Source organism: Nocardia sp. NPDC056564, from assembly GCF_042793755.1.
Classification (GTDB): domain Bacteria; phylum Actinomycetota; class Actinomycetes; order Mycobacteriales; family Mycobacteriaceae; genus Nocardia.
On sequence record NZ_JBHTUR010000001.1, the window covers coordinates 218,655 to 244,628 of the forward strand.

Annotated in this window: 26 protein-coding genes; 14 read left to right on the forward strand and 12 right to left on the reverse strand. The window is 64.9% G+C overall.

The window, feature by feature from the left end; translation table 11 throughout:
- Nucleotides 1–84: 84 nt before the first annotated feature.
- From ACFQ9K_RS01110 to ACFQ9K_RS01120, 3 genes are read left to right on the forward strand one after another with little or no spacing between them, the layout of a single operon-like run.
- Nucleotides 85–399 (forward strand): hypothetical protein, encoded by a 315-nt coding sequence (locus tag ACFQ9K_RS01110; RefSeq protein WP_378717207.1) that lies wholly within the window; start codon nt 85–87, stop codon nt 397–399.
- Nucleotides 396–2,150 carry an alpha/beta hydrolase gene (locus tag ACFQ9K_RS01115; protein ID WP_378717205.1) on the forward strand — a complete coding sequence of 585 codons (1,755 nt, stop codon included), beginning with the start codon at nt 396–398 and terminating at the stop codon, nt 2,148–2,150. The genes ACFQ9K_RS01110 and ACFQ9K_RS01115 overlap by 4 nt, the downstream gene beginning before the upstream one ends.
- Before the next feature lie 3 nt (nt 2,151–2,153).
- A complete protein-coding gene (locus ACFQ9K_RS01120) occupies nt 2,154–2,519 on the forward strand; it encodes a hypothetical protein (protein ID WP_378717204.1) in 366 nt (121 codons plus the stop codon).
- A gap of 754 nt (nt 2,520–3,273) precedes the next feature.
- On the opposite strand, the gene ACFQ9K_RS01125 is transcribed toward ACFQ9K_RS01120, so the two are convergent.
- From ACFQ9K_RS01125 to ACFQ9K_RS01135, 3 genes are all read right to left on the reverse strand, one after another.
- On the reverse strand, nt 3,274–3,579 hold the full coding sequence (locus ACFQ9K_RS01125) for a hypothetical protein (RefSeq protein ID WP_378717203.1): 306 nt from the start codon (nt 3,577–3,579) through the stop codon (nt 3,274–3,276).
- A 493-nt stretch (nt 3,580–4,072) separates the two neighbouring features.
- The gene (locus ACFQ9K_RS01130) at nt 4,073–4,855 is read right to left on the reverse strand and encodes a peptidylprolyl isomerase (RefSeq protein ID WP_378717202.1); all 783 of its coding nucleotides are present in this window, start codon (nt 4,853–4,855) and stop codon (nt 4,073–4,075) included.
- A 230-nt stretch (nt 4,856–5,085) separates the two neighbouring features.
- Nucleotides 5,086–5,958, reverse strand: coding sequence for a helix-turn-helix transcriptional regulator (locus ACFQ9K_RS01135; protein WP_378717239.1), 873 nt, complete (start codon nt 5,956–5,958; stop codon nt 5,086–5,088).
- 168 nt (nt 5,959–6,126) lie between these two features.
- Here ACFQ9K_RS01135 and ACFQ9K_RS01140 point away from each other — a divergent pair, with 168 nt between their 5' ends.
- On the forward strand, nt 6,127–7,041 hold the full coding sequence (locus ACFQ9K_RS01140) for an alpha/beta hydrolase family protein (protein WP_378717201.1): 915 nt from the start codon (nt 6,127–6,129) through the stop codon (nt 7,039–7,041).
- 88 nt (nt 7,042–7,129) lie between these two features.
- Here the strand turns inward: ACFQ9K_RS01140 and ACFQ9K_RS01145 are convergent, their stop codons facing one another.
- Entirely contained in the window at nt 7,130–7,585 is a 456-nt protein-coding gene (locus ACFQ9K_RS01145; RefSeq protein WP_378717200.1) for a MarR family winged helix-turn-helix transcriptional regulator, read from the reverse strand.
- Nucleotides 7,586–7,677: 92 nt separating this feature from the next.
- Here ACFQ9K_RS01145 and ACFQ9K_RS01150 point away from each other — a divergent pair, with 92 nt between their 5' ends.
- Complete coding sequence (locus tag ACFQ9K_RS01150) at nt 7,678–8,949, forward strand: alpha/beta hydrolase (RefSeq protein ID WP_378717198.1); 1,272 nt, start codon at nt 7,678–7,680, stop codon at nt 8,947–8,949.
- A gap of 396 nt (nt 8,950–9,345) precedes the next feature.
- On the opposite strand, the gene ACFQ9K_RS01155 is transcribed toward ACFQ9K_RS01150, so the two are convergent.
- On the reverse strand, nt 9,346–10,200 hold the full coding sequence (locus ACFQ9K_RS01155) for a class I SAM-dependent methyltransferase (RefSeq protein WP_378717196.1): 855 nt from the start codon (nt 10,198–10,200) through the stop codon (nt 9,346–9,348).
- Between the two features lie 47 nt (nt 10,201–10,247).
- Here ACFQ9K_RS01155 and ACFQ9K_RS01160 point away from each other — a divergent pair, with 47 nt between their 5' ends.
- A complete protein-coding gene (locus tag ACFQ9K_RS01160; protein WP_378717195.1) occupies nt 10,248–10,820 on the forward strand; it encodes a helix-turn-helix domain-containing protein in 573 nt (190 codons plus the stop codon).
- 296 nt (nt 10,821–11,116) lie between these two features.
- Nucleotides 11,117–11,650 carry a hypothetical protein gene (locus ACFQ9K_RS01165; RefSeq protein WP_378717193.1) on the forward strand — a complete coding sequence of 178 codons (534 nt, stop codon included), beginning with the start codon at nt 11,117–11,119 and terminating at the stop codon, nt 11,648–11,650.
- A 139-nt stretch (nt 11,651–11,789) separates the two neighbouring features.
- On the opposite strand, the gene ACFQ9K_RS01170 is transcribed toward ACFQ9K_RS01165, so the two are convergent.
- The gene (locus ACFQ9K_RS01170) at nt 11,790–13,064 is read right to left on the reverse strand and encodes a lipase family protein (RefSeq protein ID WP_378717192.1); all 1,275 of its coding nucleotides are present in this window, start codon (nt 13,062–13,064) and stop codon (nt 11,790–11,792) included.
- A 337-nt stretch (nt 13,065–13,401) separates the two neighbouring features.
- Nucleotides 13,402–14,280 carry a LysR substrate-binding domain-containing protein gene (locus ACFQ9K_RS01175; protein WP_378717191.1) on the reverse strand — a complete coding sequence of 293 codons (879 nt, stop codon included), beginning with the start codon at nt 14,278–14,280 and terminating at the stop codon, nt 13,402–13,404.
- Nucleotides 14,281–14,653: 373 nt separating this feature from the next.
- On the opposite strand from ACFQ9K_RS01175, the gene ACFQ9K_RS01180 reads away from it, so the two are divergent.
- Nucleotides 14,654–15,082 carry a nitroreductase/quinone reductase family protein gene (locus ACFQ9K_RS01180; RefSeq protein WP_378717189.1) on the forward strand — a complete coding sequence of 143 codons (429 nt, stop codon included), beginning with the start codon at nt 14,654–14,656 and terminating at the stop codon, nt 15,080–15,082.
- 2,207 nt (nt 15,083–17,289) lie between these two features.
- On the opposite strand, the gene ACFQ9K_RS01185 is transcribed toward ACFQ9K_RS01180, so the two are convergent.
- Nucleotides 17,290–17,655, reverse strand: coding sequence for a hypothetical protein (locus tag ACFQ9K_RS01185; protein WP_378717188.1), 366 nt, complete (start codon nt 17,653–17,655; stop codon nt 17,290–17,292).
- A 487-nt stretch (nt 17,656–18,142) separates the two neighbouring features.
- Here ACFQ9K_RS01185 and ACFQ9K_RS01190 point away from each other — a divergent pair, with 487 nt between their 5' ends.
- Nucleotides 18,143–18,616 (forward strand): DUF4352 domain-containing protein, encoded by a 474-nt coding sequence (locus ACFQ9K_RS01190; protein ID WP_378717187.1) that lies wholly within the window; start codon nt 18,143–18,145, stop codon nt 18,614–18,616.
- Nucleotides 18,617–18,871: 255 nt separating this feature from the next.
- On the opposite strand, the gene ACFQ9K_RS01195 is transcribed toward ACFQ9K_RS01190, so the two are convergent.
- The gene (locus ACFQ9K_RS01195; protein WP_378982649.1) at nt 18,872–19,270 is read right to left on the reverse strand and encodes a winged helix-turn-helix transcriptional regulator; all 399 of its coding nucleotides are present in this window, start codon (nt 19,268–19,270) and stop codon (nt 18,872–18,874) included.
- Nucleotides 19,271–19,382: 112 nt separating this feature from the next.
- On the opposite strand from ACFQ9K_RS01195, the gene ACFQ9K_RS01200 reads away from it, so the two are divergent.
- A complete protein-coding gene (locus tag ACFQ9K_RS01200) occupies nt 19,383–19,877 on the forward strand; it encodes a TIGR03618 family F420-dependent PPOX class oxidoreductase (protein ID WP_378717185.1) in 495 nt (164 codons plus the stop codon).
- 444 nt (nt 19,878–20,321) lie between these two features.
- Here the strand turns inward: ACFQ9K_RS01200 and ACFQ9K_RS01205 are convergent, their stop codons facing one another.
- Both ACFQ9K_RS01205 and ACFQ9K_RS01210 read right to left on the reverse strand, forming a co-directional pair.
- Nucleotides 20,322–20,771, reverse strand: coding sequence for a ricin-type beta-trefoil lectin domain protein (locus tag ACFQ9K_RS01205; protein WP_378717184.1), 450 nt, complete (start codon nt 20,769–20,771; stop codon nt 20,322–20,324).
- Nucleotides 20,772–21,235: 464 nt separating this feature from the next.
- The gene (locus tag ACFQ9K_RS01210) at nt 21,236–21,655 is read right to left on the reverse strand and encodes a hypothetical protein (protein ID WP_378717183.1); all 420 of its coding nucleotides are present in this window, start codon (nt 21,653–21,655) and stop codon (nt 21,236–21,238) included.
- A gap of 367 nt (nt 21,656–22,022) precedes the next feature.
- Between ACFQ9K_RS01210 and ACFQ9K_RS01215 the strand changes: the two genes are divergently transcribed.
- The 3 genes from ACFQ9K_RS01215 to ACFQ9K_RS01225 all read left to right on the forward strand — a co-directional run bounded on the left by ACFQ9K_RS01215 (nt 22,023) and on the right by ACFQ9K_RS01225 (nt 23,593).
- Nucleotides 22,023–22,427 carry a hypothetical protein gene (locus ACFQ9K_RS01215; protein WP_378717181.1) on the forward strand — a complete coding sequence of 135 codons (405 nt, stop codon included), beginning with the start codon at nt 22,023–22,025 and terminating at the stop codon, nt 22,425–22,427.
- Between the two features lie 649 nt (nt 22,428–23,076).
- Nucleotides 23,077–23,256: a hypothetical protein gene (locus ACFQ9K_RS01220; protein WP_378717180.1), complete on the forward strand. Its 180-nt coding sequence runs from the start codon at nt 23,077–23,079 to the stop codon at nt 23,254–23,256.
- The gene (locus ACFQ9K_RS01225; RefSeq protein WP_378717179.1) at nt 23,231–23,593 is read left to right on the forward strand and encodes a DUF664 domain-containing protein; all 363 of its coding nucleotides are present in this window, start codon (nt 23,231–23,233) and stop codon (nt 23,591–23,593) included. The genes ACFQ9K_RS01220 and ACFQ9K_RS01225 overlap by 26 nt, the downstream gene beginning before the upstream one ends.
- 377 nt (nt 23,594–23,970) lie before the next feature.
- On the opposite strand, the gene ACFQ9K_RS01230 is transcribed toward ACFQ9K_RS01225, so the two are convergent.
- Nucleotides 23,971–24,990, reverse strand: a complete 1,020-nt coding sequence (locus ACFQ9K_RS01230) for a methyltransferase (RefSeq protein ID WP_378717178.1) — start codon at nt 24,988–24,990, stop codon at nt 23,971–23,973.
- 252 nt (nt 24,991–25,242) lie between these two features.
- Between ACFQ9K_RS01230 and ACFQ9K_RS01235 the strand changes: the two genes are divergently transcribed.
- Nucleotides 25,243–25,836: a hypothetical protein gene (locus tag ACFQ9K_RS01235; RefSeq protein WP_378717176.1), complete on the forward strand. Its 594-nt coding sequence runs from the start codon at nt 25,243–25,245 to the stop codon at nt 25,834–25,836.
- Nucleotides 25,837–25,974 lie beyond the last annotated feature (138 nt).

Sequence of the window (25,974 nt, forward strand, 5' to 3'; positions counted from 1 at the left end):
GTGGAGGTTTTGGGGGGTCGCCGTCGCGGAACACGGAATGCTACCGTCGGGTGAAATTGTCCGAACCGACAATGCGGGGGTGCAATGGGGACGCCAGTGGAGGAGCGCGGTGACGCCGTGCTGCAGGTCGACGCGGACGCGTTACGTCGGCTCGGCGGCAAGCTCGGTACGCACGCCGCTGAGATCGGGCAGATCATCATCGGGGCGAAGGCGATCATGGCCGAGGACTCGCCGGTGCGCGCGGTGTCCGACCGGGTTCCCGAGGCCGTGCGGCACGCGTTCGAGCTGATCGGCGGCAATATCAACCAGATGGCCACCCGGATGACCGCGGGCGCCGCCACGTATTCGGAGCTCGAACAGGCGAACACGGATCAGCTGCGCCGTTACGCCGGATCATGACGACCATCACCCACGTACGGGCATGCGTGCCGGAGACCATGGTGTCGGTCGCCGAGGCGCTGTCGACGCAGACCAACGTGTTCACCGACCGAGTCGGGCAGATGGCTCGCGACGTCGATCACGAGCTGGGCGAGTGGAAGGGCGCAGGCGCCGCGGCGGCCTCGGCGCGGACGCTGGCGCATCAGCTCGACGCCAATCATCTCGCCGAGACCGTGGTCGGACTCGCCGATCACTACAACGCCTTCGGCACCGAGCTGGCCGGGTACCGCGACGTGCTGTTGACAACCGTCGTGCACGCGACCGAGGACGACGGCATGTCGGTCGACGACGCCGGCAATGTCACCGCACCGAAAGTGCCTCCCGGCAACGAACATCCGAGCGTACCGGGTCTCGTCCAGCACTATCTCGACACGCAGGCCGCCGGCTACCAGTCCAAGATCCAGCACTTACTGGCCCAGTTCGGTGACGCCGAGACGAGGGCGGCCAAGGCCATCACCGACTCGCTGCAACTGCTGGACACCTACCAGAAGAACCCCAACTCTGACGTTGGTTCGAAGGTCAAAGACATTCTGGCCGGCCGGGCGCAATTGCCCGACGATCCGCAACAGCTGCACGACTTCTGGGCCACCTTGACCCCCGCGGAGAAGGACGCGTTGTGGAAGCACGACCCGTATATCGGAAACCGGGACGGCATCCCGGTCGTCGACCGCGACCACTACAACCGGATGACACTGCAGGACGAGCTCGCCCGCGCCCGCGCCGGTGACCCCGCATTGCAGGGCAAGCGCGACGATCTGGAAAAGATCAACAAGGAGCTACAGCACCCCGATCGCTTCCTCCTGCTGATCGACACCAAATCCGGCGCCACCACGCACGCTGCCATCGCCTCCGGTAACCCCGACCTCGCCGACCACGTCGCCACCTTCGTGCCCGGCACCGGTTCCCGGCCGTCGAAGAGCATGTATATGGACTGGGTGGATCGGATGCGCGACCAGGCCAGAACCGCCGGCGCGAAGAATCCCGCGGTGATCTCGTGGCTCGGCTACGACGCACCACCCGAACTTCTCGATGCCACCCACCGGCGGTACGCCGACGCCGGGGCAGGCGCGTTGGATCGCTTCCAGAATGGCCTGCGCGCTTCACATGTCGGCGCGCCGTCCTACAACACCGTGGTGGGCCACAGCTACGGCACCACCGTGATCGGCGATGCGGCCAGCCATGGCCGGACTCTCAATGCCGACGCGGTGGTGTTCGTGGCCAGCCCGGGGACAACGGTCGAGCATGCGAGCGATCTCAGCCTGACCGGCGTCCGGTCCGAGGAGGTGGGCAACCGGGTGTACGCGACCGCCGCCGTCCACGATCCGACGCCCCTGTATGCGGCCAACCGGGTGGGCAAGCTCGACGATGCCCTCTTCGGCGTCGACTCCGGGCCGGCCATCCACGACCCGTACAACCCGTCCGGCACCGGCTCGGCGCCGCCGAAAGAGTCTGGGGGACTTGACGATTACGGCATGGATCCCACCGATCCCGACTTCCGCGGGCGCTCCTTCCCGTCCGATCCCGGGCCGAGTTCGGAGCTCGGTTTGAACGGAGCCGCACACAATAAGTACTGGGAGCCGGGGAGCAGATCGCTGGAGGGTATGGGTCACATCATCGCGGGCAAGGGGGACAAGGCGACACAGATCCCGCCCGCACCGCCTCCGGTGGCACAGACCCAGCCGGTACCGCCGCCGCCACCGCCGCCCAGGTAGCCGATGAGCATGCGGCACAACGACTTCGATTCGCTCGGCCTCAAGGTGCGGCGCGCCCAGGCCGCGCTGGAACAGGTGCGCGGAGTAGGTGATGTCGACGGCGTCCGGGTGATCGTCGACGCCAATAATCGCCTCGTGCAGGCATCGATACCAGGTGCGCAAGCCCTCTTGGCCGCCTACCAGGCGGCATTGGAGGACCTGCAATCCCAGCTCGACGAGGCCATGCGCGAGGTCCACGCCGACTCCCGATTCGATGCCATATCCACTTTCGTCCAGGCGAACGCGGCACGACTGGAAGACGAACGCACCCAATCCATTGACGACGAACCCGGTTGCGCCAATCCGACGGGGATGGAAACGGCCTGGTGATGTAGGCTCCTGGGTCGGTCCGGCCTTCGACGCGATCGGCCATTAGCGGTTTGTCGCTATTGCTGGCGCCCGGGATACGTTCTCGCACATCGGAGATCGGATCGGCCTCGATGTCGACTGCGGTCATGCGGAGCATTGAGGTCGGCACTGCGGCGTTCGTAGCCGCCGGGCCCGCTACGTCGCCCGTCAACCGCACGGATATGGACCGTTTCGGACCGAGAGGAGTACACGCATGCGTCACCGCATCACCGGCTCGGCTGTAGTCGCCCTCGCCCTCGCTGCCGCGTCAGTTGCCCCCACCGCCCACGCTACGGACCAGAAGGTGACCTTCTGGTCCGAACCCAATCACCAGGGTACGAAGTGGTCTTATTCTCCGCCCGGCTACCAGGAGGCGCCCGCCGCTGTGCAGCGGCATGCTTACTCGTTCGAATCACAACTCGGCACTACTGTCTATGCCCTCAGTCATGCAGCCGACGGCACGTGCAGTTACCGGAAGATCTTCGCAGACGATTACAGCGAGAACTGGGGCTGGGCTCAAAAATTCGATGGAGTCAGCGATTCCGCGCAAGGTTGCACACCCGCACACGGATCTTGACCGAAGGATACGAGCGGTCGGGTCCCGGACGGTCGTCGAAGACTGCCGATCGGGGTCCGACCGAACGCACCGATTGCCGATGACAGCGCTTTCGTAACCTACGGCCGAAACACGTCCTTGGTGTGCAACCGCGTTGTCGGATCGGAGGGTGGGGCGGGGTCAGGGTTGATCGTCGGTGAGGGTGAAGGGGTCCTGGCCGGATTTGTAGGCGCACCATTCCGACCAGAGGTTGTCCGGGTCGATGTCGCGATATCCCCGTGACTGATTCAACTCTCGCTGCATCGACAGTGGCATCATCATGGCGGCGGCGTTGTCGCGTGCGTCGAGCAGCTCGGCCTCGGTCAAAGCCGCGCCCTTGTCCTCTTCCATGCGGATCAGCACGGCAATCAGCGCGGGAATCGGGGTAGGAACCACGCGATCGTCGTCGGTCGCCTGGCCCGGTTCGGTGGGTTGGTGGGTGCTCACCGCTGCTCCATTCCGCAGGAAAGACAAGACAGCACGCCGGAACTGTACAGCGAACCTGGATGGCAGGCACATCGGTCGACGACGATGGTACGCGAATACCGAACGAGAGTTGCTGCTGCACAGTAGATCTCGCGCTCACCGCCGTCTGGCGGGCCGCGCATCCGCCACTTGCCCGCCAGCGCTGTCTATTCGGAAAGACAGCCTCGTTCGACGGGGGACTACTCTCTCGGCCCAACCGACCGCCTACCACCGCCCAAGCTTCCGGCCTAGGGCGCACCGAGGTCGGCGCGTACCGCGCGTTGGCCGGTCAGCCGAATTCGTTGGCTGCCAAGGCTTCCGACGCACACAGATGAGGAGTCGTTCAACCCAAGTGCGGTCTCGAACGGCCGAGGAGCCGGAATGCCCGGTGATTGCCTGCGCAACCTTTCCTCGACAGGCATGCCGAGCTTCTTCCGGCACGTCCGTCCAAGCCGGCCGGAGTCGAGTACCGACCCTATTTTCGCGCGATCGTGACGTCCTGAATTGTCACCGCCGTCGTAGGTGCGCCGTCGCCCTCGCCGTTCGCCTGGTCCGTACCCGCCCGGGCGATCTGTTCGAGCAGGTCCATCCCCGAGGTGATCTTCCCGAATACCGTGTAGGCCGGTGGAAGTTCGGAGTCGCCATACACCAGGAAGAACTGGCTGCCATTGGTGCCGGCGCCCGCATTCGCCATGGCCACTGTGCCTTTGGGGTATGTGGCGGTCTCCTTGCCGGGGTCGGCTTTCGGCAGGTTCTCCTCGCCGAATGTATAGGACGGGCCGCCGGTCCCGGTACCGGTCGGGTCACCGCACTGGAGCACCTTGAGCGCGCCGGTAGTGAGCCGGTGGCACTGTGTGTTGTCGTAGAAGTCCTTGCCCGCCAGATAGGTGAATGAATTGACCGTGCAAGGGGCACTGTTGCCATCCAGGTCCAACGAGATGTCGTCTCTGTCCCGGTTGCCGACCCCTATCTTCAGTGTCGCCTTGACTGTGCCGATGTCGGCGGGTCGGGCAGGCGGGTTTCCGACGTCCTTGGCGCCCTGTTCGGTGGTGGTCGCCGTGTAGCGACATTGACCGGGCGCGGCCGCAGCGGACGGCATGTCGATCACGGCAACCCCTGCGCCGGTGACGGCCACGGCCGCGCCGAGGGAGCCGATCAGCTCGAGCCACCGCACCCATGGGGCCTTGGCGGACAACCGGACATGCTGATGCTCAAATCGCTGCCGATGGAACAGTTTGTTGCCGTTCTCGCCGACCACCCGGAGTCCTCCTCGCTGGTCCTGCCATCGATAGGGGAAACGCGCTGCGAATCCTAGCGGTAGCGAGCCCATCCCCGTGCATAGATGTTCCGTCTCATCGAATCCGACCGTCCTCGGGCACTCCGAGCACGGCGTTGGCCAGTTCGATGGAGACTGTTTCCCAATGCCGGTAGCCGAGTTGAGGATGGTCGGCGCTATCGCCGCATTCGGCACCGCCGGCCGAGTTCGACTCACACGCGGGGGTGCTCGGCTGGTTGTGGGTCGTGGTCGGTGACCCAGCTGGCGAGGAGCCGGAGGGCGTCTTCGGAGTCGCTGCCGGGTTCGGTGTTGTAGGCGATGAGGATGAGGTCGTCGGCGGGCAGGTCGAGGGATTCGAAGGTGAGGTGGAGGGTGCCGACGATGGGGTGGTGGATGGGTTTGCTGCCTTGGTGGTGCCGCAGGACGTCGTGGCGGGCCCAGCGGGTGCGGAATTCCTCACTGCGAGTGGAGAGTTCACCGATAAGGTCAGTGAGGTCCTTGTTGTAGGGGTCGCGGCCCGCTTGGGCGTGCAGCAGGGCGACGATGGCGTCAGCGGCGCCGTCCCAGTCGACCCAGAACTGGCGGGAGCGGTGGTCGAGGAACCGGAACCGCCCGTGGTTGGGGGTGGCGCCTCGGGCGGCTTCGATCATGGGGGCGTACAGGGCGCGGCCGAGGGGATTGCTTGCCAGGACGTCACCGCAGCCGTTCACGACGAACGCCGGACAGGCCATGGAGTCCAGGAGACGCTGCACGTTCGGCCGCACGGTGGCGTTGGCGGGGCGTCGGCGGCGGCCTGGACCGGCGATGCGGGCCAGATCGTCGAGGTGGGCGCGGTCGTCCTCGGTCAGCCGCAGCGCCCTGGCGAGGGCGTCGAGGACCTGGCCTGATACTCCGGCCAGGTTGCCGCGTTCCAGTCGGGCGTAGTACTCGACGCTGATTCCGGCCAGCTGGGCGACCTCGGTCCGGCGCAATCCCGGCACCCGCCGGTGGCCGTTGGCGGGCAGGCCCGCCTGTTGCGGGCTGATGTTGGCGCGGCGGGAGGTCAGGAATTCCCGGATCTCGGCGGCATTGTCCACAGTTTCCAGCGTAATGGCGCACTTCCGGTGCAGGGGTGTCCTGTCAGTACACTTTTCACTAGTGCCTTGTCCCCGCACGTGTCGCCGACTAATTCTTGTCGAGCGCTCGGTTCTTATTTGCGTGACGGAAATTCCGGATGGTCTCACCGTGAAATCGGGAAACGAAGGGGAAATGTCATGGCGGATACTTCAGAGATGATCGAGGGCCTGGTCGGAGGAATGTTCACCCACCCGGTCCGGGTGCCGATCCTGCGCACGCCGGATGAGTACGGGATGGCGTATGAGAGCGTCACGTTCCCCTCCCTGGACGGCACCCCGCTCGAGGCGTGGTGGATTCCGGCCCCGGGCTCGGACAAGCTGATCGTGGCCAATCATCCGTTGCCCATGAGCCGCTACGGCTTCCCCTCGCACCTGGACCCGTGGAAGCAGATGGTCCCCGGCGGCAATGACTTCGAGGTCAACTTTCTGCCGGAGTACATGCACCTGCACGACGCCGGCTACAACATCTTGACCTACGACGCGCGCAATCACGGCCAGAGCGGCGCCGCCAACGGTGGCATCTTCACCTGGGGCCAGTTCGAATCCCGGGACGTGGCCGGATCACTGCACTATGTCAAGTCCCGCGCCGACACCCGCGGAATGACGCTGGGCCTGCTCAGCCGCTGCATGGGTGGCAACGCCACCTACGTCGCGATGACCAGGTACCTGGAGTTGTTCGCCGACGTCCGCTGCCTGGTCAACCCGCAACCGGTCTCGCTGCGAGTGATGGCCGAGCAAGCCCTCGCCGGCATGGGGATCGCGGATCAGATAGAGGTCATGGACCGGGAGTTCCAGCTGATCACCAGCTTCACCTTCGATCAGGTGTCGCCGATCGAGTACGCCAAGAACTGCCACGTGCCCACCTTCATCATCCAGGTGCGCGACGACGTACTGACCAGGCCCGAAGACGTGCAGGCGATCTTCGACGCCATCCCCACCGGGGACAAGAAGCTGTTCTGGATCGAGGACAGCACCGCCCGATGGTCGGGCTACACCTACTTCCCCGAACACCCCGAGCAGCTGATCGAATGGCTCGACAAGCACATGAACTGAACCCGTCACCGTGCAAACGCAACGCACTTTTGCCGCGGCCCGCGCGGTCACGATGGCCTGCGAAGATCCTCTACCAGTCCAGGCCTTCTCACAGTCGGTCGAGGACCGCGATCAATCGGTCGAGGACCGCGGTGGCCGACAGCAGCGCTGCGACGTCCTGGTCCGCGAGTTCCGCTTGCAGGGCGGTGGACATCGCTGCCATGCGTTCGCGGCTGCGAGCGCGTCCGGTGTCGGTGAGTGCGACCAGCACCGAGCGCTTGTCACCCGAGACTCGTTCCCGAGTGACGTAGCCTGCGGCGACGAGGCCGTTGATCAGTTGAGTCGTTGCGGCGCCGGTGGTTTCGGTACCGGCGGCCAGTTGGCTGATGGTGCGCGGACCGTGCTCGGCAAGCACGCGCAAAGCGCGAGCGTGCGTGAGCGACAGCGCCTCCGGTGACCTGGTCGCACGCCCGCGCAGCCGGGAGTCCGCCGCGCTGAGCCGGTAAGTCACGCGCGCGAGTTGGTCCAGCGCGGCCGCGCGGTCCGGACCGGACGGTTCGGGCACGATATGTCTCCTGTCGTGGATTCGGGGTTGACACGAGCATAACCTAAGTACTTAATGAATAAGTACTTAGTTAAACCCGAGAGGATCCCGACATGACAACACGCTCCGCAGGCCAGAGCTGGGCACTGGACATCGCCCTGGCCCTGGGTGGATTCGATGCCCTGCATCCGCAGGCCAAGGGCACCATGGAACAGCTCGGCCACGACCACACCGACTTCGACAAGGTCTTCGACCTGGTGCAGAGCGGGGCGATGCTGCCGAAGGCCTGGGCTACGGTGGCCGCCCAAGCCGAGCAGCGCGCCGCCCATCACGAGCGAAACGGCTTCGCGCGCACCGCCGCCGATCTCTACCTGCGCGCCGCAGTGATGTGGGGCCGGGCGCAGTACTCGATATTCGACGCCACCGACCCACGCAAACTCGCCTTCCGGGAACGCACCAACCACTGCGTCGAGCGGCTGAGCGAGTTACGCGGCGGACTTGTCCGGCGCGTGGCACTCGACTTCGAAGGCGCGCAGATCTTCGCATTGCTGCACCTGCCGGCGGGCCCGGTGCGCAACGCGCCTGCGGTGATACTGGGTCCAGGCATGGACATGATCAAAGAGGACTACCTCTACGCCGCCGAGCGGTACTACAACGCACGAGGCGTGGTCGCATTGTCCATCGAAGGCCCAGGACAGGGCGAGACCCGGGCCAACGGACTGACCGTGGATCTCACGAACTACGAACGCGCGATAGGTCGTTACCTCGACTACCTGGCCGAACTGCCCGAAGTGGATCCGCAGCGGATCGGCATGTTCGGCATCAGCATGAGCGGCTACTGGGGATCGCGCGCGGCCGCCACGGATCCGCGGCTGGCGGCGCTGGCCGCCTTCGAGGCGCCCACCGGCGACTTCCACACCATCTACGAGCGTGCCCAGCCGACCTTCAAGCACAACTACATGTACATGTCCGGCTATACCGACGAGGCGGCGTTCGACCAGGAGCTCACGGCCCGCATGCCGCTGGGCGATCTCGTCGGCGACATCACCTGCCCGGTGCTGTACGGCATCGGTGAATTCGACGAGTTGACCTCGCTCGAGCAGGCCCTCGCCAACTACGAAATCCTGCGCGCGCCCAAAGAGATTCGCGTCTACGAGGGGGAGTTCCATCCGCTCGGCGGAGTCGCGGCCGAGGTATTCCGCTTCGGCGCGGAATGGCTCGAACGGGCGCTGTCCGGCGAATTCGCGGACCCCGGGCGCGACGTGCGGCACTACGTGCACCGCGACGGCCGGACCACCGACGACACCGCCGATCCCCAATGGTGGTCGGGCGCAGTGCCCACCGCAATCGCGCAGCTGCGAACCGAACAGCGGGCTCGGAGTTGAGCTGCCCCGCCCGTGCCGCGTTCGGCACCGAGTAGCGTTGTGGCATAGCCGCTCTGGACGCGCAATCCGCAGTGGGCGGGCTAGTTCGGATACGAGGTGCCGGGCAGGTAGACCTGAACGTCCGAGGGACCTGGCGCCCTTGGCAGACCGCGGACTGGTGTGTGGCGGCAATCGGATTCGGTTGACACGGTGTGTCTTCCACGGTTCGACCGTCGTTATCGGTTGGGACAGTTCGTAGTTCGAGACCGATCCTGCGGCGAGACGCCCGCTTGAACGCGAGAGTCTTCGAGCTCCCGAACTTCGCGGCATGCACATTCTGAAGCGGTTGACATGCCGCGGAGCGCGCGTTCCGAGCGTACGGTGGCGGGCCCTCGATGCGGTTGTGGACCAGCTGTTTCAGGGGCGGCGGGCGATCCAGATGATGCGGGTGGTTTGCATGTTCAGGTCGGTGCGATGCGTGAGGCCGTCTGGTCCGTCGTCGTCGAGCAAAGCGTCCAGTGCGGTCAGGTCGTCGTCGGACAGGATGGATTCGGCGTGGGAGCGCAGCACTGTGAGAAAGGTTCGGGCGTAGTCGTTGAGGGCCGGTCCTGTGTCGGCTCGGTCGAGTCGGAGGTCGACGCGGCGGTGCTGCTCGAGGGTGAAGCCCGCGTTGGTGAGCGCTGCGGTCCAGTCGTGGGGTGGCTGGGTGTTGGTGGCGGCGTGCAGGCGCGTTTGCAGGCCGGGCCTGCCCAGGCCGGAGTCTTCGGGTAGCAGGCGGGGGAAGAAGTCCATTTCGGTGACGGCGAGCAGACCGCCCGGGCGCAGGCGCTCGAATGCCTGTGTGAGCGTGCGCGCCGGGTCGGCGGCGTGGTGCAGGTAGGACGCGGCCCACACCAGGTCGTAGGGGCCGTTCATGGTCCGGGGCCAGGGCTGGTCGAGGTCGGTGTGGACGGTGTCGATCCGGTCGGCGAGGCCGTGGGCGTTCGCCTGCTCCCGCAGACGATGCAGCATCTGCGCGGACAGGTCGGCGGCGGTGACTGCAGCGGCAGGGAATCGGCGGGCCAAAGCGAAGCTGCCGGTGCCGGGACCGCTGCCCAGATCGAGGATTCGGGCCGGCGCGGGCGCGAGGAGATCGGCGAGCCACCCGGTCAGCTCCGTGAGGTGAGGAGCGAGGACTCGCGCGTCGAGCTCCAGCAGACGCACCATCGTGGGGTCGGCACCATCGGTGTGTCGATGGTCGTCGGGGGCGTGCGTGTCGTGGCGTGTGGTCATGTCTCGACCGTAGGCAGTGGTTGCTGGAATCTCATACACTCTTGCCAATGGAGCAAGAATCGACCTTGGACACCGTCGTCAGGATGCGGATTCGGTCCTTGCGCAAAGCCCGCGGCTGGTCGTTGGACAACCTCGCTGAACGCGCGGGCATCAGTGCGTCGCAGTTGAGCCGGATCGAAACCGGTCATCGGCGTCTGAGTTTGGATCAGCTCACCGCGATCGCCGCGGCGCTCGGCAAATCGCTCGACGAGCTCGTCGAGTCGCCCGACGACTCCGATGTCGTCATCCGACCCAACCGCGACGAACGCCGCGGATTGACCACCTGGCTGCTCACCAACGACGACGGACCGAACGGGCTGACTGTGGCCAAGCTGCGTATCACCGATCAGGCGGGCGGTGTCACGCCCGAGGATCTCGGTGTGCACCCCGGCCGCGACTGGTTCACGGTGTTGTCGGGCACCGTCGTCCTCTACCTCGGCCAGCGCGTCATCCGCGTCGAGGCCGGACAAGCCGCGTCGTTCTCGACGATGACACCGCATGCCCTCCGCAGCGACCGCGGGCCCGCGGAAATCTTGATCATTCTCGACCAGAACGCACAACGCAGCCACCTCGACACCTGACCAGCACGGCATGTGGATGAAAGGATCACTGCACCGGTCGTCGTTATGCGGCACTTCCGACCGAGGGTGTTCGTTCTGGGACTCACCTTCATCAGCTCATGTGTGCACACGATAAACGCGAGTCGGTCGGTAATGTGCGAGCGGAAAGTTCCGCCGGTTTTCGTGTACAGCCGCGCGCCACCGAGAAGGTGGGGCTCAGGTGGCCATCACTTGTCGGAGGTTTACTGATGCGCGAGCGTGGTGATCGCGGGAGCGATTCTCCTGGTTTCAACCGATCACGCAGGGAAGCGTTGACAGTGCCCGCGCTTTCGCTGTTGCTGCCGATCCTCGGCGCCTCGTCGAGGGCAGGGGCGCAGCCCCCGCCCGAGCTCGGTGTGCCGTTCAGTGCCGACCCTGTGGTCGCGGGCCGGTCCCCGGGCCCGGGGACGACGATCGTCGATGTCGATGAGGTCGAGTGGCAGGTGCCGCCGACCGCGCCGCCGGGCAGTTTCGAGGTCGCGCCGATCATCGGGTCGTTCCTGCGACCCGGCTTCTACGTCTGTTACGCCCGCTGGCATCCGGGGTGGATGAGCGCCCCGCACTCCTACCTGTTCGATCGGCACTCGATCATGGTGTCGGGAACATGGACCGTCGGCGCGGGCACCCGGATCGATCTCGCCGCGACCATCCCCATGACCGCCGGCCAGTACGCCTTGCGCAAGGCCGGCACACCCCACTACGACGGCGCCCTGACGGACGCCACCGAACCCGCGGTGTTCGTTCTGTTCGGCAACGGCCCGGCAGTCCCGATCCCCGTCGATCCCGGCAGCCCGGCCGTGCTGAAACTCTGAGCACCCATATCCCCGAGACTCGGCACCTCGAACGGCTTCCGCCGCCGCTGCGCGGGCATGGTTCGGCCGTTCAGTTCTGTTGGTACAGAACAGCTTTCGAACGCAGGCCCGCGCAGACGACGCTATAGGTCGCGCCGGTTCACCTCGGTAGTGGCGCGTCGATCGGCTGGGTGTCACATCCGGTGGGTGTAGGGGCGTTGGCGGGGAAGCGTTGCTGGAGCCAGTCGTAGGCGGGGCCGATGGCGAGCAGACCGGTGGAGATGTGGTCACCGCCGCGTTGTTTCTGGTAGGTGATGGGTGTTCCTGCGGCGCAGAGCTTTTCGACGTAGGCATCGGTCACGGTCGGGGGGATCGCAGCGTCGCCGTCGGCCTGGTAGATGAACATCGGGATCGTGAGTGCGGCTGCACGCAGCGACAGCCTGGACAGGAAGGCCGCGATCTCGGGTGTGGCAATGACCTGGTCGATCGGCTGGGTCAGGTACTCACTCACGTCGCGGTGTGAGTTCTCGGCCAAGGATTCGGTGAGGCAGTGGCCGCGGTTATGGGCGAGAACGGCCTCGGCCCCTGGCTTCAGGTACGGGCGCAACATGTCCGCGAACTCCGGGTAGATCCCATACAACGAGGCGATGGCGTTGGTGGGGATTCCCGACAGCGGTCCGGCGTTGTTGGCTTGGACGACCGAGGCGGCGTCGGTCGCGGGGGCGGCGTAGCCGGCTCCAGCAATGGCCAGTTCCGGTGCGTAGGTGGGCTGTACCTGGGCGGCCCAGCCGGTGACCAGCCCGCCGCCGGAATAGCCGTACATGCCGACCCGGGTTTGCGGGGACAGCCCGAGCGGGGCGAATTGTTCGGCGGCGCGCACGCCGTCGAGGATCATGTACCCGGGTTCGGTGGCCGCGACGAAATGCCCGAAGCGGCCTTGGAAGTCGGGCACCGACACCGCCCAGCCGCGCGCGAGCGCATCGGTCATCTGCGGGATCTGTGACATCGCGGAAGGTTCGGGTATGGCACCGGCCTGATACCGGTAGGACGGTGCGCAATCCACGCCTGCGGCATCGTGATACATCTGCACCGACAGCAGCGGCCGATCCGGTGCCGGGTTGTCGGGCAGGATGACCGTGGTGACCGTGACGTCGGGCTGGTTGTTGAGATCGGTGGTGCGATACAGCAACTGCCAGGCCTGGGCCGCGACCGGGAAGTTCAACGCGACCGGCCGCGAGGCCAGCACCGCACCGGGTGCGCTTGTCTCGAAACCCGGCGGCGGCTGATAGAACGAATCCTCCTGCGGCAGCATCGGCGCGGCGCCGGCCGGAGCCGGTGCGCTCACCGCGGCTGTGGTTAGTCCCAGCATCACCGCGGCAATCCCGAGTCCCAGCTTGCGGACGAACACCGCTCGTAGGGATGGTGCAGTGGACATCTCGCTCTCCCTTCGGCGTTGGCCCCACACACGGGCGGGGCGACCGAGAATCACCGGCAAGTTCTTACGTCGCTCCATTCTCTTGCCGACCCCTGAAGCATCCACCCAGCAAATAGTTCGCGTCCAATACTGTTTCCCACCTGAAAGATATGGTTTCCCATATTGACCGCTCCTGGGCCCGCCGAGGCAGTGCACAGCTACCGCCGAGAAGCCGTGCCGCGGCCGGACCGGGCAAGGGCCGCCATTGCGTGGTGAGGCCGTCCGAGCTCGCGCCGAACCCCGGACGGCGAAACATCGGACGCCGGATAGTCGATCTGGCAGATCGTCGGGGTGATGGTCAGTGCGGGGTGCGTACGAGGGCGAGTATCTGTTGGACGGCAGGGTCGGGGTTGGGGCGATGCGCCGCGAGGATGGTGATCTCGGCAGCGGGGGGAGGGTCGTCGAGGGGCACGTAGGTCACGCCGGGGTAGGGCGTCGGCGGTATCAGGCTGACGCACAGCCCAGCGGCGACATAGCTGAGCAAGCCGATGGCATTGTCGGAGCGAGCGTAATCGCGGGGAGTGAATCCGGCTCTACGGCAGGCGGATTGGATGTGGTGGCCGAGCTCGTGGACCTGTTCGCCGGGCAGCACGAACCGTTCGTCGCGCAGGTCGGCCAGCGAGAGGGCGGACGAGGCGGCCAGCGGGTGGGTGTGCGGGAGCGCGGCGCACAGGTACTCGCTGTGGATCGTGGTCACCTCGACACCCGCCGGGGCCTCGACCGGGGCGATGACGAACGCGACATCGAGGACGCCGGCGTCGACGAGGTCGAGCAGGGCCGCCGCCGAGGAGTCTTGGCGGGTGTGCAGGCGCAGATCGGGCAGGCACTCGGCGGCGGCGGCCAACAGGTCGGGAAAGTAGCGGAACGACAGCAGCGTGCCCGAGCCGATGCGCAGGTCGCCGTCGAGCCCGTGGCCGATGCGCCGGGCCCGGTCGATGGCGGCCCGCTGGGCGGCAAGCATCCGGGTGGCGTCCCGGGCGAAGGCCGCGCCCGCCGCGGTGAGCCGCACCCTTCGGTGACTGCGATCCAGCAACGCGACGCCAAGTCCGCGTTCGAGCCGGGCGATGGCCTGCGACAGTGGCGGCTGGCTCATCGTCAAGCGCTGGGCGGCGCGGCCGAAATGCAGTTCCTCGGCGACGGCGATGTATTGCTCCAATAGCCTCGGCGTGAGGTCCATAGAAAAAACCATATCTCCGCTGTCGCCGAAAACATTGGACGCGACCCATTTGCTGAATGGATGCTATAGACCAGGAAGGAAATGACGTCGGCATCGTCACTAACCCGCAGCCGAAGAGGCTCGATGAAATGGCGAACAATGCTGCCGATGACCGTCGCGGGCGTGGTCGCCACCGCGGCGTCCTGCGCGAAAACCCCTGCGCCCGAACCGAAGACGACGCCTGCGGGCGCACCCGAATTCACTGCGTTTGCCCGAAGGGGATGGCCTGCGGACGATTATCTCTTCGACGGTGCGCCTGCTGCGATGCAGTGTGGGTCATCATCAACTACCCCGAGACGCCCGTTTCGCCGAGCAACGAGGAGGATGGATCGGCATGAGCGACTGGAGTAGGACGAATCCGAAGGTCATCGAGGAGTTTCGCGCGAACGAGGGCCGGGTCGGTGGGCGGTTCGAGGGTATGCCGTTGCTGGTGCTGCATCATCGCGGGCGCAAGAGCGGGCGGGAACTGGTGACTCCGCTGGTCTACCTGCCCGACGAGAAGGACGCGGACCTGGTCTACATCTTCGGGTCCAAGGCCGGCGCACCGGAGAGTCCGGCCTGGTACCACAACCTCGTGGCGGCCGGGAGCGCCGACGTCGAGCGCGGCGCCGAGACCTACCCCGTCACCGTCACCGAGATCACCGGCGCGGAACGGGACCGCGTCTACGCCGAACAGGTCCGCCGCATACCCGGCTTCGGTGAATACGAAGACAAGACGCGTGGCGTCCGGACCATCCCGGTCCTCGCGCTTCGCCGCGCCTGAGTTGTCGACAACGAGTCGGTTGCCGAAGCCGTGCTACTGAACGCACCCATCGGGCCCACGCCGCATGCACGTGGGCAGAGCCGGAACTTGCAGGTGCCCGTTCCACAGCCGCGAGTAGCTGTCGAATCGGCTTCTTCGCAATCGAAAATCTTTGTCTACCAAGCTTTCGACTCCGATACCCGAGTCCCGTGGGACCTGGTCATCAATTTGATTCCGGTCCACGCTCGCTTGGCGGACTGGCAATTCGATCGGTAACCGCCCACGTCGTGGAGTCGACCGTCCGCGACTGCCGCTGGGCGGGCGCTCTGCGCGGCGAGATCGACTGCCGCGCAGAACATCCGGTATTGCCTGCCGACTATCGTGCGGGCTCTTAACCGCTCCTGGATCGCTAGCTCACCTCGGTGGTTGTGTCCGCCATCATTCGGAGTGGGGCGGCGCCTGCGGCTCCGGCGATGGTGGTGAGCGTTGCGGCCGCCGGCACGAGTCGGCGATGATCGGATGTCGTATGCGAGATCACTGACCATCTCGGAGTTGGTACGAGGTGCGGCTGACGTCGAATCCAGCACCACTACCGTCGTATCGCGTGCAAGACACCCCGGGTGCCTCGGCCAGGCCGAAGACCGCGCAACGAAGACGCCCGAACTGCTCCGAATGCCCCGGCTCCCAGCGGACGGCATTGGGGGAGCCGATATTTCCCGCGCACGTCCACCTCGCGGTTGCCGGCCCCGATCCCGCGAGCGTCAGCGCGGGCCGGTACCCCGAGCAGGTCGACGGCTGTCCGCCGGGCATCGTATAGGTGGGTTCGACGGGAAAGCACTGCACCGCGGTGGCTGCCATGCGGCATACGACATCTGCCGTCCCGCTTCCACTGTCGTAGTTACCGATGTAAACCCAAAGGTCTTCCGCGTGTGCGGTGCCCGCGGCTCCGGTAAGGGTCACGGCGACAGCGGCGGCCGGCACAACGAAGCGGCCGATGATCGAAATTCTCCTGTGCTGCCGCATCGCTCAGGCACCGTCGCGGAGCTGATAGGCGGTGCGAGAGACCTCGAAACCGTTGCCACTGCCGTCGTATCGCAGGCAGACGACGCCGGGAGCTGCGGCGGTGCCGGAGGCAGAGCAACGGAACAGTCCGACTTGCTCCGAGTGCCCCAGCTCCCATTTCACAGCGTCGGCCGAGCCAACCCTTGCCTGGCACGTCCAGCCGGAGACCGCGGGGCCCGATCGTGCGAGCGTCAGAGTCGGGAACGCGAGGCAGGTCCTGGGCTTCTCGCCCGGTACCGCGTACGTGGGTTCGTTGGGAAAACATTGCGCTGCAACGCTTGTCAGTTGGCACATTATGTCTGCGGGCGAGCCGCCTCCTGGATAGTCCCCGACGTAGAACCAGAGGCCATCCGCGTGGGCGGTGCCCGCAGCTCCGGCGAGGGTTGCGACAACAGCGGCCGACACCAACAGGCGGCCGATAATCGAATTCTTCATGCGAGCGACGGTATGAATCGTCCATCTCATATCCATTTCACGCCCGTCTCAGAGATGTCTTGCGGATCTCGTGCACCTCGCACTTCGCACTCGGGGGAGAAGCGCCCTCCTTGTCGTTGGCGCCGGTAGCGTCGGCGAAGAGGACGGATCGCTTCCGCGCACGCCCGCGACTGCGCGCATGATCCGGAGGACGGTGTTGCCGGCACCAACAACACCTGGACCCCGAAGGCGACTGGACTCCGCTGCTCGGTGCATGGACCGCCGAGGGACGTCCTACTTGACGAGCTTCGTACCGGCTACAACACGATCCAGTTCGACATCGAGTTCCGCTTCCCCCGCCCACGCCCATGGTTGCTTTTCGGCATCCTTCCTATCGTGCGAGCTGAGAAGGTCACGCCCTGTGTGGATGGTGTGCCGCTAACCAACCCGGGCTGGACTGGATCGACACGCTCGAGAACAGGGTGCTGCGCCTGGCCTGAGGTGTGCGGCTAACGTCGCGCCAACGTCCTCTTCTGCCGCTGCGCGCGTTCCGCGCAGCGAGATCGACTGAGGCGCAGAACATCCGGCCATGCCGCCGAGCGCTCAGCCGACGGGCTCCGGCCGGCACCGCGGCGAACGCACTCAACTGCCGACTATCGCACGACCCCGAACACGCGCTTCGCCGACGAGTGCCCGGCTGGTTGGCCTGAGCGGCTGTCGTGGCGAATCGACGCACGCGCCGCCGGGCGAGATCACAGACCGCAGGGCGTGCCTGCCACGTCCAAGGCTGCGGTGAGAGCGGGATCCCCCATCACCCTGTCGAAATCGTCGAGGTTCGTCGCGGTCTCGAGCCGACTCAGGTGTGCCGCAGCAGTATTCAGCGCGTCTTTCAGCGTGCCCGGGTCAGCGTTGTCTGCCACGACGCGCAGGTCCCCCGCGGTTTCGAGATAGATCTTCCGCAGCTCGGAGAACGAGCCCGCGCCGCCGAGTGCTCCGAGCCGGTTGTTCAAATCGGTCCAGGCCCCGTTGAAGGCCGCGCACGTCGCTTTGTCGTCCACCGCTCCCGCGGTGCTGGCAACCGCGGTGAGTCCGCACGTGACGACCATCAGTGCCGACACGATAAGGGTTGTTCCTCGCATGCGCATGTCCCTTCTCCCGACGTGATCCCCGGCACGGGAGATCTTCTCAGCACAGCGAACTGGTGCGCGACGCGGGGGAACAGACCGGTCCGGACTGTGCAGGCATCGGAGGAAGGGAGTCGACCCACCCCGTTGCTCGCCGATCGGCTCGAATCCGACTCGGATGTCCGTCGGCAAACGAACTGTATTGCCGCGATGCGGACGTTTGGTCCGGCCGCCCTCGGCTCGGTTGCTGGTCGATTGATCACGAGGAACTCGTGTAGGCATCCGTCGAGAGGACACCTGCATCATTTCCTCGTGATCAGTTGTCCAGCAGTGTATTTCGGGACGTGATCTGCGGAACGTACGCAAAGACCGAATTTCTGCCACCACAGAACGTCATGATCCGATCATCGGGACATCAACGGGGGTGTCTTTATCGAGCCTGGTCCAACATCTGACACCTTGTATAGGGGAAACTCCAACGATGATCACGTTCGCTTCGAGATTCGCGTTGTTCCCGGCAATCGCCGCTACTGCCGCCCTCGCCCCCGCTACCGCAACGGCGGGAACACCGGTGCGCGACAACAAATTCGAATACACGGTCGCCGAAGTGAAGAACATCGGCTCGCGCATCGACACCGGCAGAGGATGGCGCAGAGCCGACGGAACGTTCGAGGTGGTGACGGTGACGATCACCAATATCGGCGGCGAACGGCAAGGGCTCTTCGGCTCGAAACGCCTGTTGGACACCCAAGGGCGCGTCTTCGAGGAGGATTCGGAGGCTACCTTCCGCCTGGGTGCGGGCACGGCACCGGACTACTGGGGGAGCCTGGACCCCGGTGAGTCCGTCAGGCAACAGATCGTATTCGACATCCCCGTCGATGCAGAACCGGGCTACCTCGTGATACAGGACCTGCAGATCCTGTTCTCCCCGACCGAAACGAAAGTGCCCGTCTGACATCACTCGACCGGTACCTCACCCCAACAGCCTCCGTGAAGTCGACGAGCAGGCAATCCGGCAGGCAGAGGTCGAGAACGCTTCTCCGCCAGTAATGACACGGATGGGCAGCCGATTAGGGAGCTTCTCACCGGGCGCCTGGACCCGATCCTGGCCGGGATCAAGTCCTGGCACCAGTGTCAAGTAGCCGACGAGGGTTGAAGTCGCGGGGGTCGTGCCGCATTCGCGGAACAGCTGCAGGGGATGTCCAGCAGATCATGCTGATTCGGTCGATGGTGTGGCCTGCCCGTCGTAAGTTCTGCGGGCAGCGGCGATCGTGTTCCGGTGGCGGTCGGCCCATCCGGTCAGCGCCAAAAGGGTCTGATAGAGATCTCGGGCCATCGGTGTGGCTTCGTATTCGGTCTTGGGGGGCACCACTGGATAGACTGTACGGGTCAGCAGGCCGTCGCGTTCGAGGTTGCGCAGGGTCAGGGTGAGCATTCGCCTACTGACACCGTCGATTTCGCGTTCGAGTTCGGTGAAACGCATCGGTCGCCGAGTGGTCAATAGCAGGACGCCGATGGCCCATTTACCGCTGACCCGATTGAGGACTTCCAGCACCGAACACGCGTGATCGAGCGACGAATCGACCTCGGCGACCGCGTCTGCCTGCACCGGAACATCGCTGTAACCCTGGAACATAAAAGTGCCTCCTTCCGCCCGCCACCACCGTGACAGATCATGCACTCAGTAACAAATAGTGCACCATGACAACGGAAGGGTCGCCATGTCCGACGTTAAGGAATCGATGTATGAACCGGGGCGGGGAGCGGCTCCGACCCGACTGTCGACCGAGCGGCTGGTGCGTTTTCTCGCCGAGAATCGGATGGGAGCGCTGGCAACCATCAAACGCGACGGGCATCCGCATCTGTCCACCGTTGCCTACCAATGGAATTCGGGCGCAGGCGTGATTTCGATCGGCTCGACCGCCGGGCGTATCAAAGTCCGCCACCTCACCCGAGATCCACGCGCCGCGCTCTACGTGAGTAGCTCGGACCATCTCAGCTTCGCGGTGGCCGAGGGCACTGTAGAGATTTCCCCAGTCAGTACGGTTCCCGGCGATGCAACGGGCCGCGAGATGCTCGCCATGTTCCCCGAATTCGACAACCCCGACGACGCCCCGACCTTTCTCGAGAACATGGTCGAGGACAACCGGCTCGTGATCAGACTCCGGGTCGCCAAGCTATACGGGGACACACTCACTGCCGGGCACGAGCACTGATCAACAGCAGCCCGATTGTCCGGCGTCACCGCCCGCCGTGTCTCACATGCTGACTCACCGAAGGATGAACCCATTGCCGCTACCTACCGCGCGTACAGCGCAAGGCGTATCAGCAGTTCCCCGACAGCGAACCCAGGGCAAAGTTCCTCCTGCCCCGAGGATCGTCAGACAGATCAGCGGACGCGCGCCCATGCCGCTGTGCGCGCTGAGCGAAGCGGGCACAGCGGAGGTGGCCGGGACGACATCTCATCCCCCGAGCCGAACGACCGGACCGATCACGTTCCAAGGTTGGACGCGCCAGGTATGCCTACCGGTTCCCACCACGCGCGCGTCACCGTTACCACTGGTTACCGAAGACGTTCCCGGCCCGCATGCCACGACCTCGATCACTTCCAGGCCACGTCAGCACATTCGTCACTGACGCGGCGCGTCGAGTCCAGCGATTCAACTGGAGATAGTCCACTGCTGATTCACTTCGTCGGTACACGGCTCCGTGCGCACATAGCGGCTCGGGCCGTTGGATGCGAGGCACTGCCCGACATGCACGTTCTTGAACGATTTTCCCGTGACGGCCCATTGCTGAGCCGGCTCGCCGGCCCTGCACTCCGACATCACCACGTCCTCGCCCGCGGTCACGGCCGCGAGACACTCCTCCCTGGCCACGTTCTTGATCGCTTTCCCCGCGACGGTCCAGTGCTGGAGGGGTTCATTGGTCTTGCAGTCCAATATGTTCACGCGACTGTCGTCCAGATCCCCAGCTTCGAGGCACTGTCCCCAACTTGTGTTCTTGATCGTCTTCCCCGCAGCGGCGCTAGCCGATTGCGGGAAGACGAAGCTGGAGGCCACGGCCACGACCGCCAGCAGAACGAACTTCGCGCGGATCCTGGGCAACATCGACTCCTTGGGTAGGCGTTGACTGGGACGCGGGTTCGCGCTTGAACAGCGAGGATGCAGCCCCAGTCTCAGCGCGGTGACCAGCCGGTCAGCTGACCGCACGACGGGTATTCGATGCTGCACGCCAGCTGGATGGGGACACGTGCCAAGTCCAACGGGTCGTCGACACCGTGGTGAGCATGCGGAACACACTGATATGCCGCTGGGCGGGCGTTCTGCGCGGCGAGATCGGCTGCCGCACAGAACATCCTGTAATGCCGATTACGTGATGGCACGTTTGGAACAAGCTGGAGTTGTCGCCCGCCGGGGCCGGCGTCTGCGGTGGGCGAGTGTGTGTTAACCGCTCGATTCGTGCCACGTCTCGGGGTGACGCTGAGGACCCCGGCGCTGACGACCGCGTCCGGTGCTTAAAGGATCCGCGTGCCGCCAACGCCGAAGCCCCTCAGTGATCAGCCACTAGCTCCCTACCAGGCGTCCACCCGCTGAAACTCGCCACCACGCACGTATTGCCTGGCACCGGAGTATCCGTCGTTGTGTCCGTCATCGCCATAGGACTCGGTGACGCGACGGAACACTCCCTTCTTGGCCTTCTGCGGTTCGCCGAGCCTCAAACAATTGCCCGCTTTGTAGATCTGCCCGGCGTAGGTGTAGCCGTTGGCGTTGTCCCACTGGTACTCGATGGTGTCCACGGGGTGGCCGTTCCTGCCGCCGGTCCAGCCCGCGACGGCGTCGTAGCCGTTCGTTTTGCAGACATCGACGCGGCCTTTGAAGTACGCCGCATCATTCTCGGCCGAGGCCGACGGAGCCATACCCAGGCCGATACAGGCCAGGGCCGCCGCTACTGTGGCGATACCGGCCGAACCGCGACGTCCCGGTACGTGCATGGATACCTCCTGAACTCGAGTGACAAATCCCACGGAGGTACCTTCGTTGCTGCACACCATTCCGGATGGGATATCGCACCTCTCTGCGGCGGCCACGGATCAGAAAGCTGCGGACCGGGCCGTTGCGATGTCACAGGAATGATCGCCCCGGCGACGAGCCGCTGGTCGCCGGTAATGTTCACTCACCGGTAAGCGCTGGTGGGCCAAAAACGCACTGTATTGCCGCATTCCGGGCGATCAGGAGTGCCGTAGCCGTCGGCCGCAGCCGATCTCGCGAACGACCGATAGCGTCGCGGAGCGCGTTGTTCTGAAGGGCCACGGTGCGGGCCTAATCGGGTTCTTTCTCGCGGCGTGATTACGTGTACCGGTGAGCCTGAATGTCTACACGTTCCTGCCTAGCGAGGAAGGCAGTCGCGACATCGTCGGCCGGGTGCTCGATACACCTGAGGGCGTCAGCGACTCTGCGGGCTTCGAGAGTTGGCGTACTGAGGTGTGGGGCTCGGAGGCTATACGTTCGCTCGATGCCCGGTTCTTACCCGTTCTGGCCGATACCACCAGGCCGCGCGCGGATCTCATCGTCATGCCCGAAGAGATCCCGGCACTCCTGCGAGAGTGCCGAATGGTCCGCGAGTGGTTGGTAGAGGTCGTTCCACGGGATCCCCACGAAGCCTTCTTCGCGCGCCGCGCACGTGGAATCTTGGACCGTTTGGCGAATATCGAGATCGCCGCCGGTCGAGCGCTGGGCGTAGGCGGAGGCGTACTCATCTGGTAGTAGGTCGTCGTCCACACGAACGCCCTGACATGCCGCATATCAGTTCTGACTGAACCGTGCAGTGCAACACCACGGAAGCTCAACGGGCGGTGCCGATCCCGGTCCGATCCGACGCACTGAAATGCCGATTTGCGAGCGTTGATCTGCTGGGTGGAACCAGCCTGAGCGGTCAAAGATCGGCCCCAGGCGGTCGATTTCACCTCGACAGCACAGTTTGTGACCGCGCAGGCCCCCGATGGCCGGTCCAGTTGCAGAAGCGGATACGGGCACGGTCGCCAGGGTGTTGACCAGAGCGCCTTCGCGCTCTAGGTGGCCACGCCCCATCAGGAGTAATGTCTACGCAACGCCTGCGCACGATGCCACAAACTCGCGACGTATCGTCGCCCGCAATGCGCAACTCTCGCGGCTAAAGGCCGTAACCGCTCATTCAGCGAGCCATTCGTACAGTCGGTGCCACAGTCCACCGACCTCCGGACACAAGCCCCGTGCGTGTCCGGCCATCCACCGCGAGGGAATCACCCGGCCCACCGCAGGCCGCCGCCGAGTACGACACCAGTTGTCGATCACACGCCCGTCGCATCGCAAGCGGTACCGACTCCGAAAACGCCAGTACGGCAAGCAGGTCCGAACCGAAAGAATAGAGCCAGCAATGACATGGTCGATACCACGAATCACCACCGGCGCGGAACGCCGTCTGCTCGAGTACATGCTCGACCGCAACCGAGCCGAACTGATCAACACGGTGCGCGTGCTGTCCGAACACGATGCCCGCCGCCGCCTCGTCGCTGACTACACCAATCGGATTGCTCAAGCACGCCGCGGTCGCTGAACGGATCTGGTTCCAGCACGTCCTGGGCGGCATACCTGAGAGCCAATGCGACGGTGGCACGACGCCGGGCGACGCTAGCTTCGTTGTCGATGACAACGAGACCCTGGACGAGGTGATCGCCGAATTCGAGAGCGCCAGTGAACGTTCCCGCGCGATCGCCGCCCGATTCGACCTCGATGACATCAAGACGCACCCCCGTGTCGGGGACGTCAGCCTCCGTTTCATCTATCTGCTTGCGATCGAGGACTTCGCACGTCACGCCGGTCACGGCGACATCCTCGGCGAGCAGATCAACCACCCTGCCCCACCGAGCATCGACGCTCCAGAACGCTCATAGCCGAGATCACCAACCGGCACGCACAGACCAAACTCCGCCCGGAGGTCCCAACCCACCATCATTGCGACGCGCGGTTCGCGAACGTCCGCATCTGCCGCATACCGGACACAGCACACGCATATGACCCTCCACGATCGTCTGGTCGAACCGGTGTTGAGTAGCCGCATACCGCGCGTTGGTCGAACACCCAGATTGGTTGGGTGACAAGGGCTTCCAACGTGCAGTACTGCCGATCTCAGCGCAGTGCGGCTTGCTGGATCGGCTTGCCACCGACTTGTGATGCTCTGGTCTGCGCTTTGCCGGACCCGGTACTCGAAGACCGATCGGATTGTCGAATTTGCCGCTGGGACAGTGCAATCAGTCGCTCGGTAGCCTCATCACCGCTTGGTCGCTTCGAGGATCACGATGGGACTCGGAGTGGGAACGACTCGGTCGAGGTCGAAACCGTTGTCGTTCAGCAGTGTTCGATACTCGTTCTCGGTGCGTTCCTTGCCGCCGAGCAGGCTCAGCATCACGAGGTCCATATCCTTCGACGGGTGCGGAGCGTCAGTGGTGGGCACGACCAACTCGGCGATGAGCAGTCGTGCGCCCGCCGAAGCCGAAGCGGCGATGGTCTGCACGATTTTCGCGGCGGCGGCGTCGTTCCAATCGTGGAGAATCCAGCTCAGCAGGTAGATGTCCGCGTGCGGTACGTCATCGAAGAAGTTTCCGGTGACCACTTCGACGCGGTCTGCCATTCCCGCGGCGGCGAGTATCGCGGGTGCGGTTTCGACGGCACCCGGCAGGTCGAAGACGATACCTCTGCGATCGCGGTGAGGGTGCCGGCGAAGTAACTCCACGAGCACGGTGCCGTCGGCGCCGCCGAGATCGGCGATCGTATCGCCGGGCGGCAACCGGTAGCCGTCGAACATGTCGGCCCGCAGCGTGTTGGCGAACACCGTCATCGCCCGCCCGAAGAGCTCGGCCAGCTCCGGCTTGGTGGCGAGGTAGTCGAAATACTGTGTGCCGAAATACTTTCGAGCGGCGGGTTCGCCGGTCCGCAAGGTGTGTGCGAGTTCGCCGACCGCCCGATAGTGCAGGTGCATCCCGCCCACGGCTATGCCGTACAACGAGTGGGGATGCTTCTCGGACAAGGTCGCCCCGAGCGGTGTGACAGCCACCCTGTCGCCTGCCATCCGGAACACCCCGTGCGGCGTGAGGGTGCGGATCAGCCGAGCCAGCGCGTCGGGGTCGGACCCGGTCCGTTCGGCCAAGTCCGCGACTGTCTGCGGTCCCTCCTCATCCAGAATCGTTGCGATGCCGGCTTCCGCGAGCACGAACAACGCCTGAGACAGCAAGAATCCATCCAGCATTCGTGCCATCACCACGGTGGGCGGCAACTCGTCGTCGTGGGTCACGATCCCTACTTTCTTCGGGATTCGGCCGATATGCAAGACCTGCTGATCGCACGTGGACAGATGGGCTGGTGACGCCGCCGTCGGATTTGCTTGCGGCAGTGAGGGTGGCGAGCTGCTCATCGATCAGCCGCAGTGCGGCGGCTACGACGTTCTCTCAGCCGTACCGATCCGCGGGCGGCCCAACGCACCATATTGCCGATTACACGATTGTGGATACCGGGCGATTCAATAGCCGGAAACTATGATCGCGCCATGGGTATCGACGCCCGGTACCGGGCAATTCCGTACGAACCGCTACTGGAACGTGCGATGCGGGATCGTGAAGCCGCCGAAGGCGCTATCCAGTTTTTCGCCAGCCTGGCAACCGACGATGTCGCGAAAACGCCCTACTGGGATGACCCGATCTGGCTCGAACTGGCACCGGTCGCACGTCAGATCGTGAGAGAGCGACCCGGCATCCTGGACCGGACCTTTTCCACCCGAGCTTGGGACGCTGCCTATTGGCTACTCGCACCGAACCGCCGTGCCGGTGAGGGACGCATTGACGACGGGTTGGCCGAGAACACGGTATTCGGAGCCGAGCCATTCGCCTCAGGTGCGACTGGCGGGCAAGGGATCGCACTGCGGTTTGTCCGACCGGCCACCGCGCGGACGGTGGCTCAGTACGTGGAAAACAGCCTGGACGTTGGAGATTGGCGACACTTCGACGTGGATGCGATGGAAGCGTCAGGTGTCTACAAGTGTCCGTGGGATCTCGACTACCTTCTCGATCTGCTGGCCCAGTACGCCCGTTTATATCGACTTGCAGCCGACCTGGACGAATGCATATTGGTCGCGCTCGACTGAATCAGTGATCGACTCGAACATCCTGTTCTGCCGCGACCGGGGCGGTTCGAAGCGGCCACGTGGCCGGGACTGAAAAATCAACGGGCTGAGCGGATCTCGACCGGGCGAACGGGCTGATCTGCTGAATACGCATATGTC

Coding starts and splice junctions, on each gene's coding strand:
- ACFQ9K_RS01110 (WP_378717207.1), top strand. CDS start 85: ATGGGGACGCCAGTGGAGGAGCGCGGTGACGCCGTGCTGCAGGTCGAC.
- ACFQ9K_RS01115 (WP_378717205.1), top strand. CDS start 396: ATGACGACCATCACCCACGTACGGGCATGCGTGCCGGAGACCATGGTG.
- ACFQ9K_RS01120 (WP_378717204.1), top strand. CDS start 2,154: ATGAGCATGCGGCACAACGACTTCGATTCGCTCGGCCTCAAGGTGCGG.
- ACFQ9K_RS01140 (WP_378717201.1), top strand. CDS start 6,127: ATGGCGGATACTTCAGAGATGATCGAGGGCCTGGTCGGAGGAATGTTC.
- ACFQ9K_RS01150 (WP_378717198.1), top strand. CDS start 7,678: ATGACAACACGCTCCGCAGGCCAGAGCTGGGCACTGGACATCGCCCTG.
- ACFQ9K_RS01155 (WP_378717196.1), bottom strand. CDS start 10,200: ATGACCACACGCCACGACACGCACGCCCCCGACGACCATCGACACACC.
- ACFQ9K_RS01160 (WP_378717195.1), top strand. CDS start 10,248: ATGGAGCAAGAATCGACCTTGGACACCGTCGTCAGGATGCGGATTCGG.
- ACFQ9K_RS01170 (WP_378717192.1), bottom strand. CDS start 13,064: ATGTCCACTGCACCATCCCTACGAGCGGTGTTCGTCCGCAAGCTGGGA.
- ACFQ9K_RS01175 (WP_378717191.1), bottom strand. CDS start 14,280: ATGGACCTCACGCCGAGGCTATTGGAGCAATACATCGCCGTCGCCGAG.
- ACFQ9K_RS01180 (WP_378717189.1), top strand. CDS start 14,654: ATGAGCGACTGGAGTAGGACGAATCCGAAGGTCATCGAGGAGTTTCGC.
- ACFQ9K_RS01190 (WP_378717187.1), top strand. CDS start 18,143: ATGATCACGTTCGCTTCGAGATTCGCGTTGTTCCCGGCAATCGCCGCT.
- ACFQ9K_RS01200 (WP_378717185.1), top strand. CDS start 19,383: ATGTCCGACGTTAAGGAATCGATGTATGAACCGGGGCGGGGAGCGGCT.
- ACFQ9K_RS01205 (WP_378717184.1), bottom strand. CDS start 20,771: ATGTTGCCCAGGATCCGCGCGAAGTTCGTTCTGCTGGCGGTCGTGGCC.
- ACFQ9K_RS01210 (WP_378717183.1), bottom strand. CDS start 21,655: ATGCACGTACCGGGACGTCGCGGTTCGGCCGGTATCGCCACAGTAGCG.
- ACFQ9K_RS01220 (WP_378717180.1), top strand. CDS start 23,077: ATGACATGGTCGATACCACGAATCACCACCGGCGCGGAACGCCGTCTG.
- ACFQ9K_RS01235 (WP_378717176.1), top strand. CDS start 25,243: ATGGGTATCGACGCCCGGTACCGGGCAATTCCGTACGAACCGCTACTG.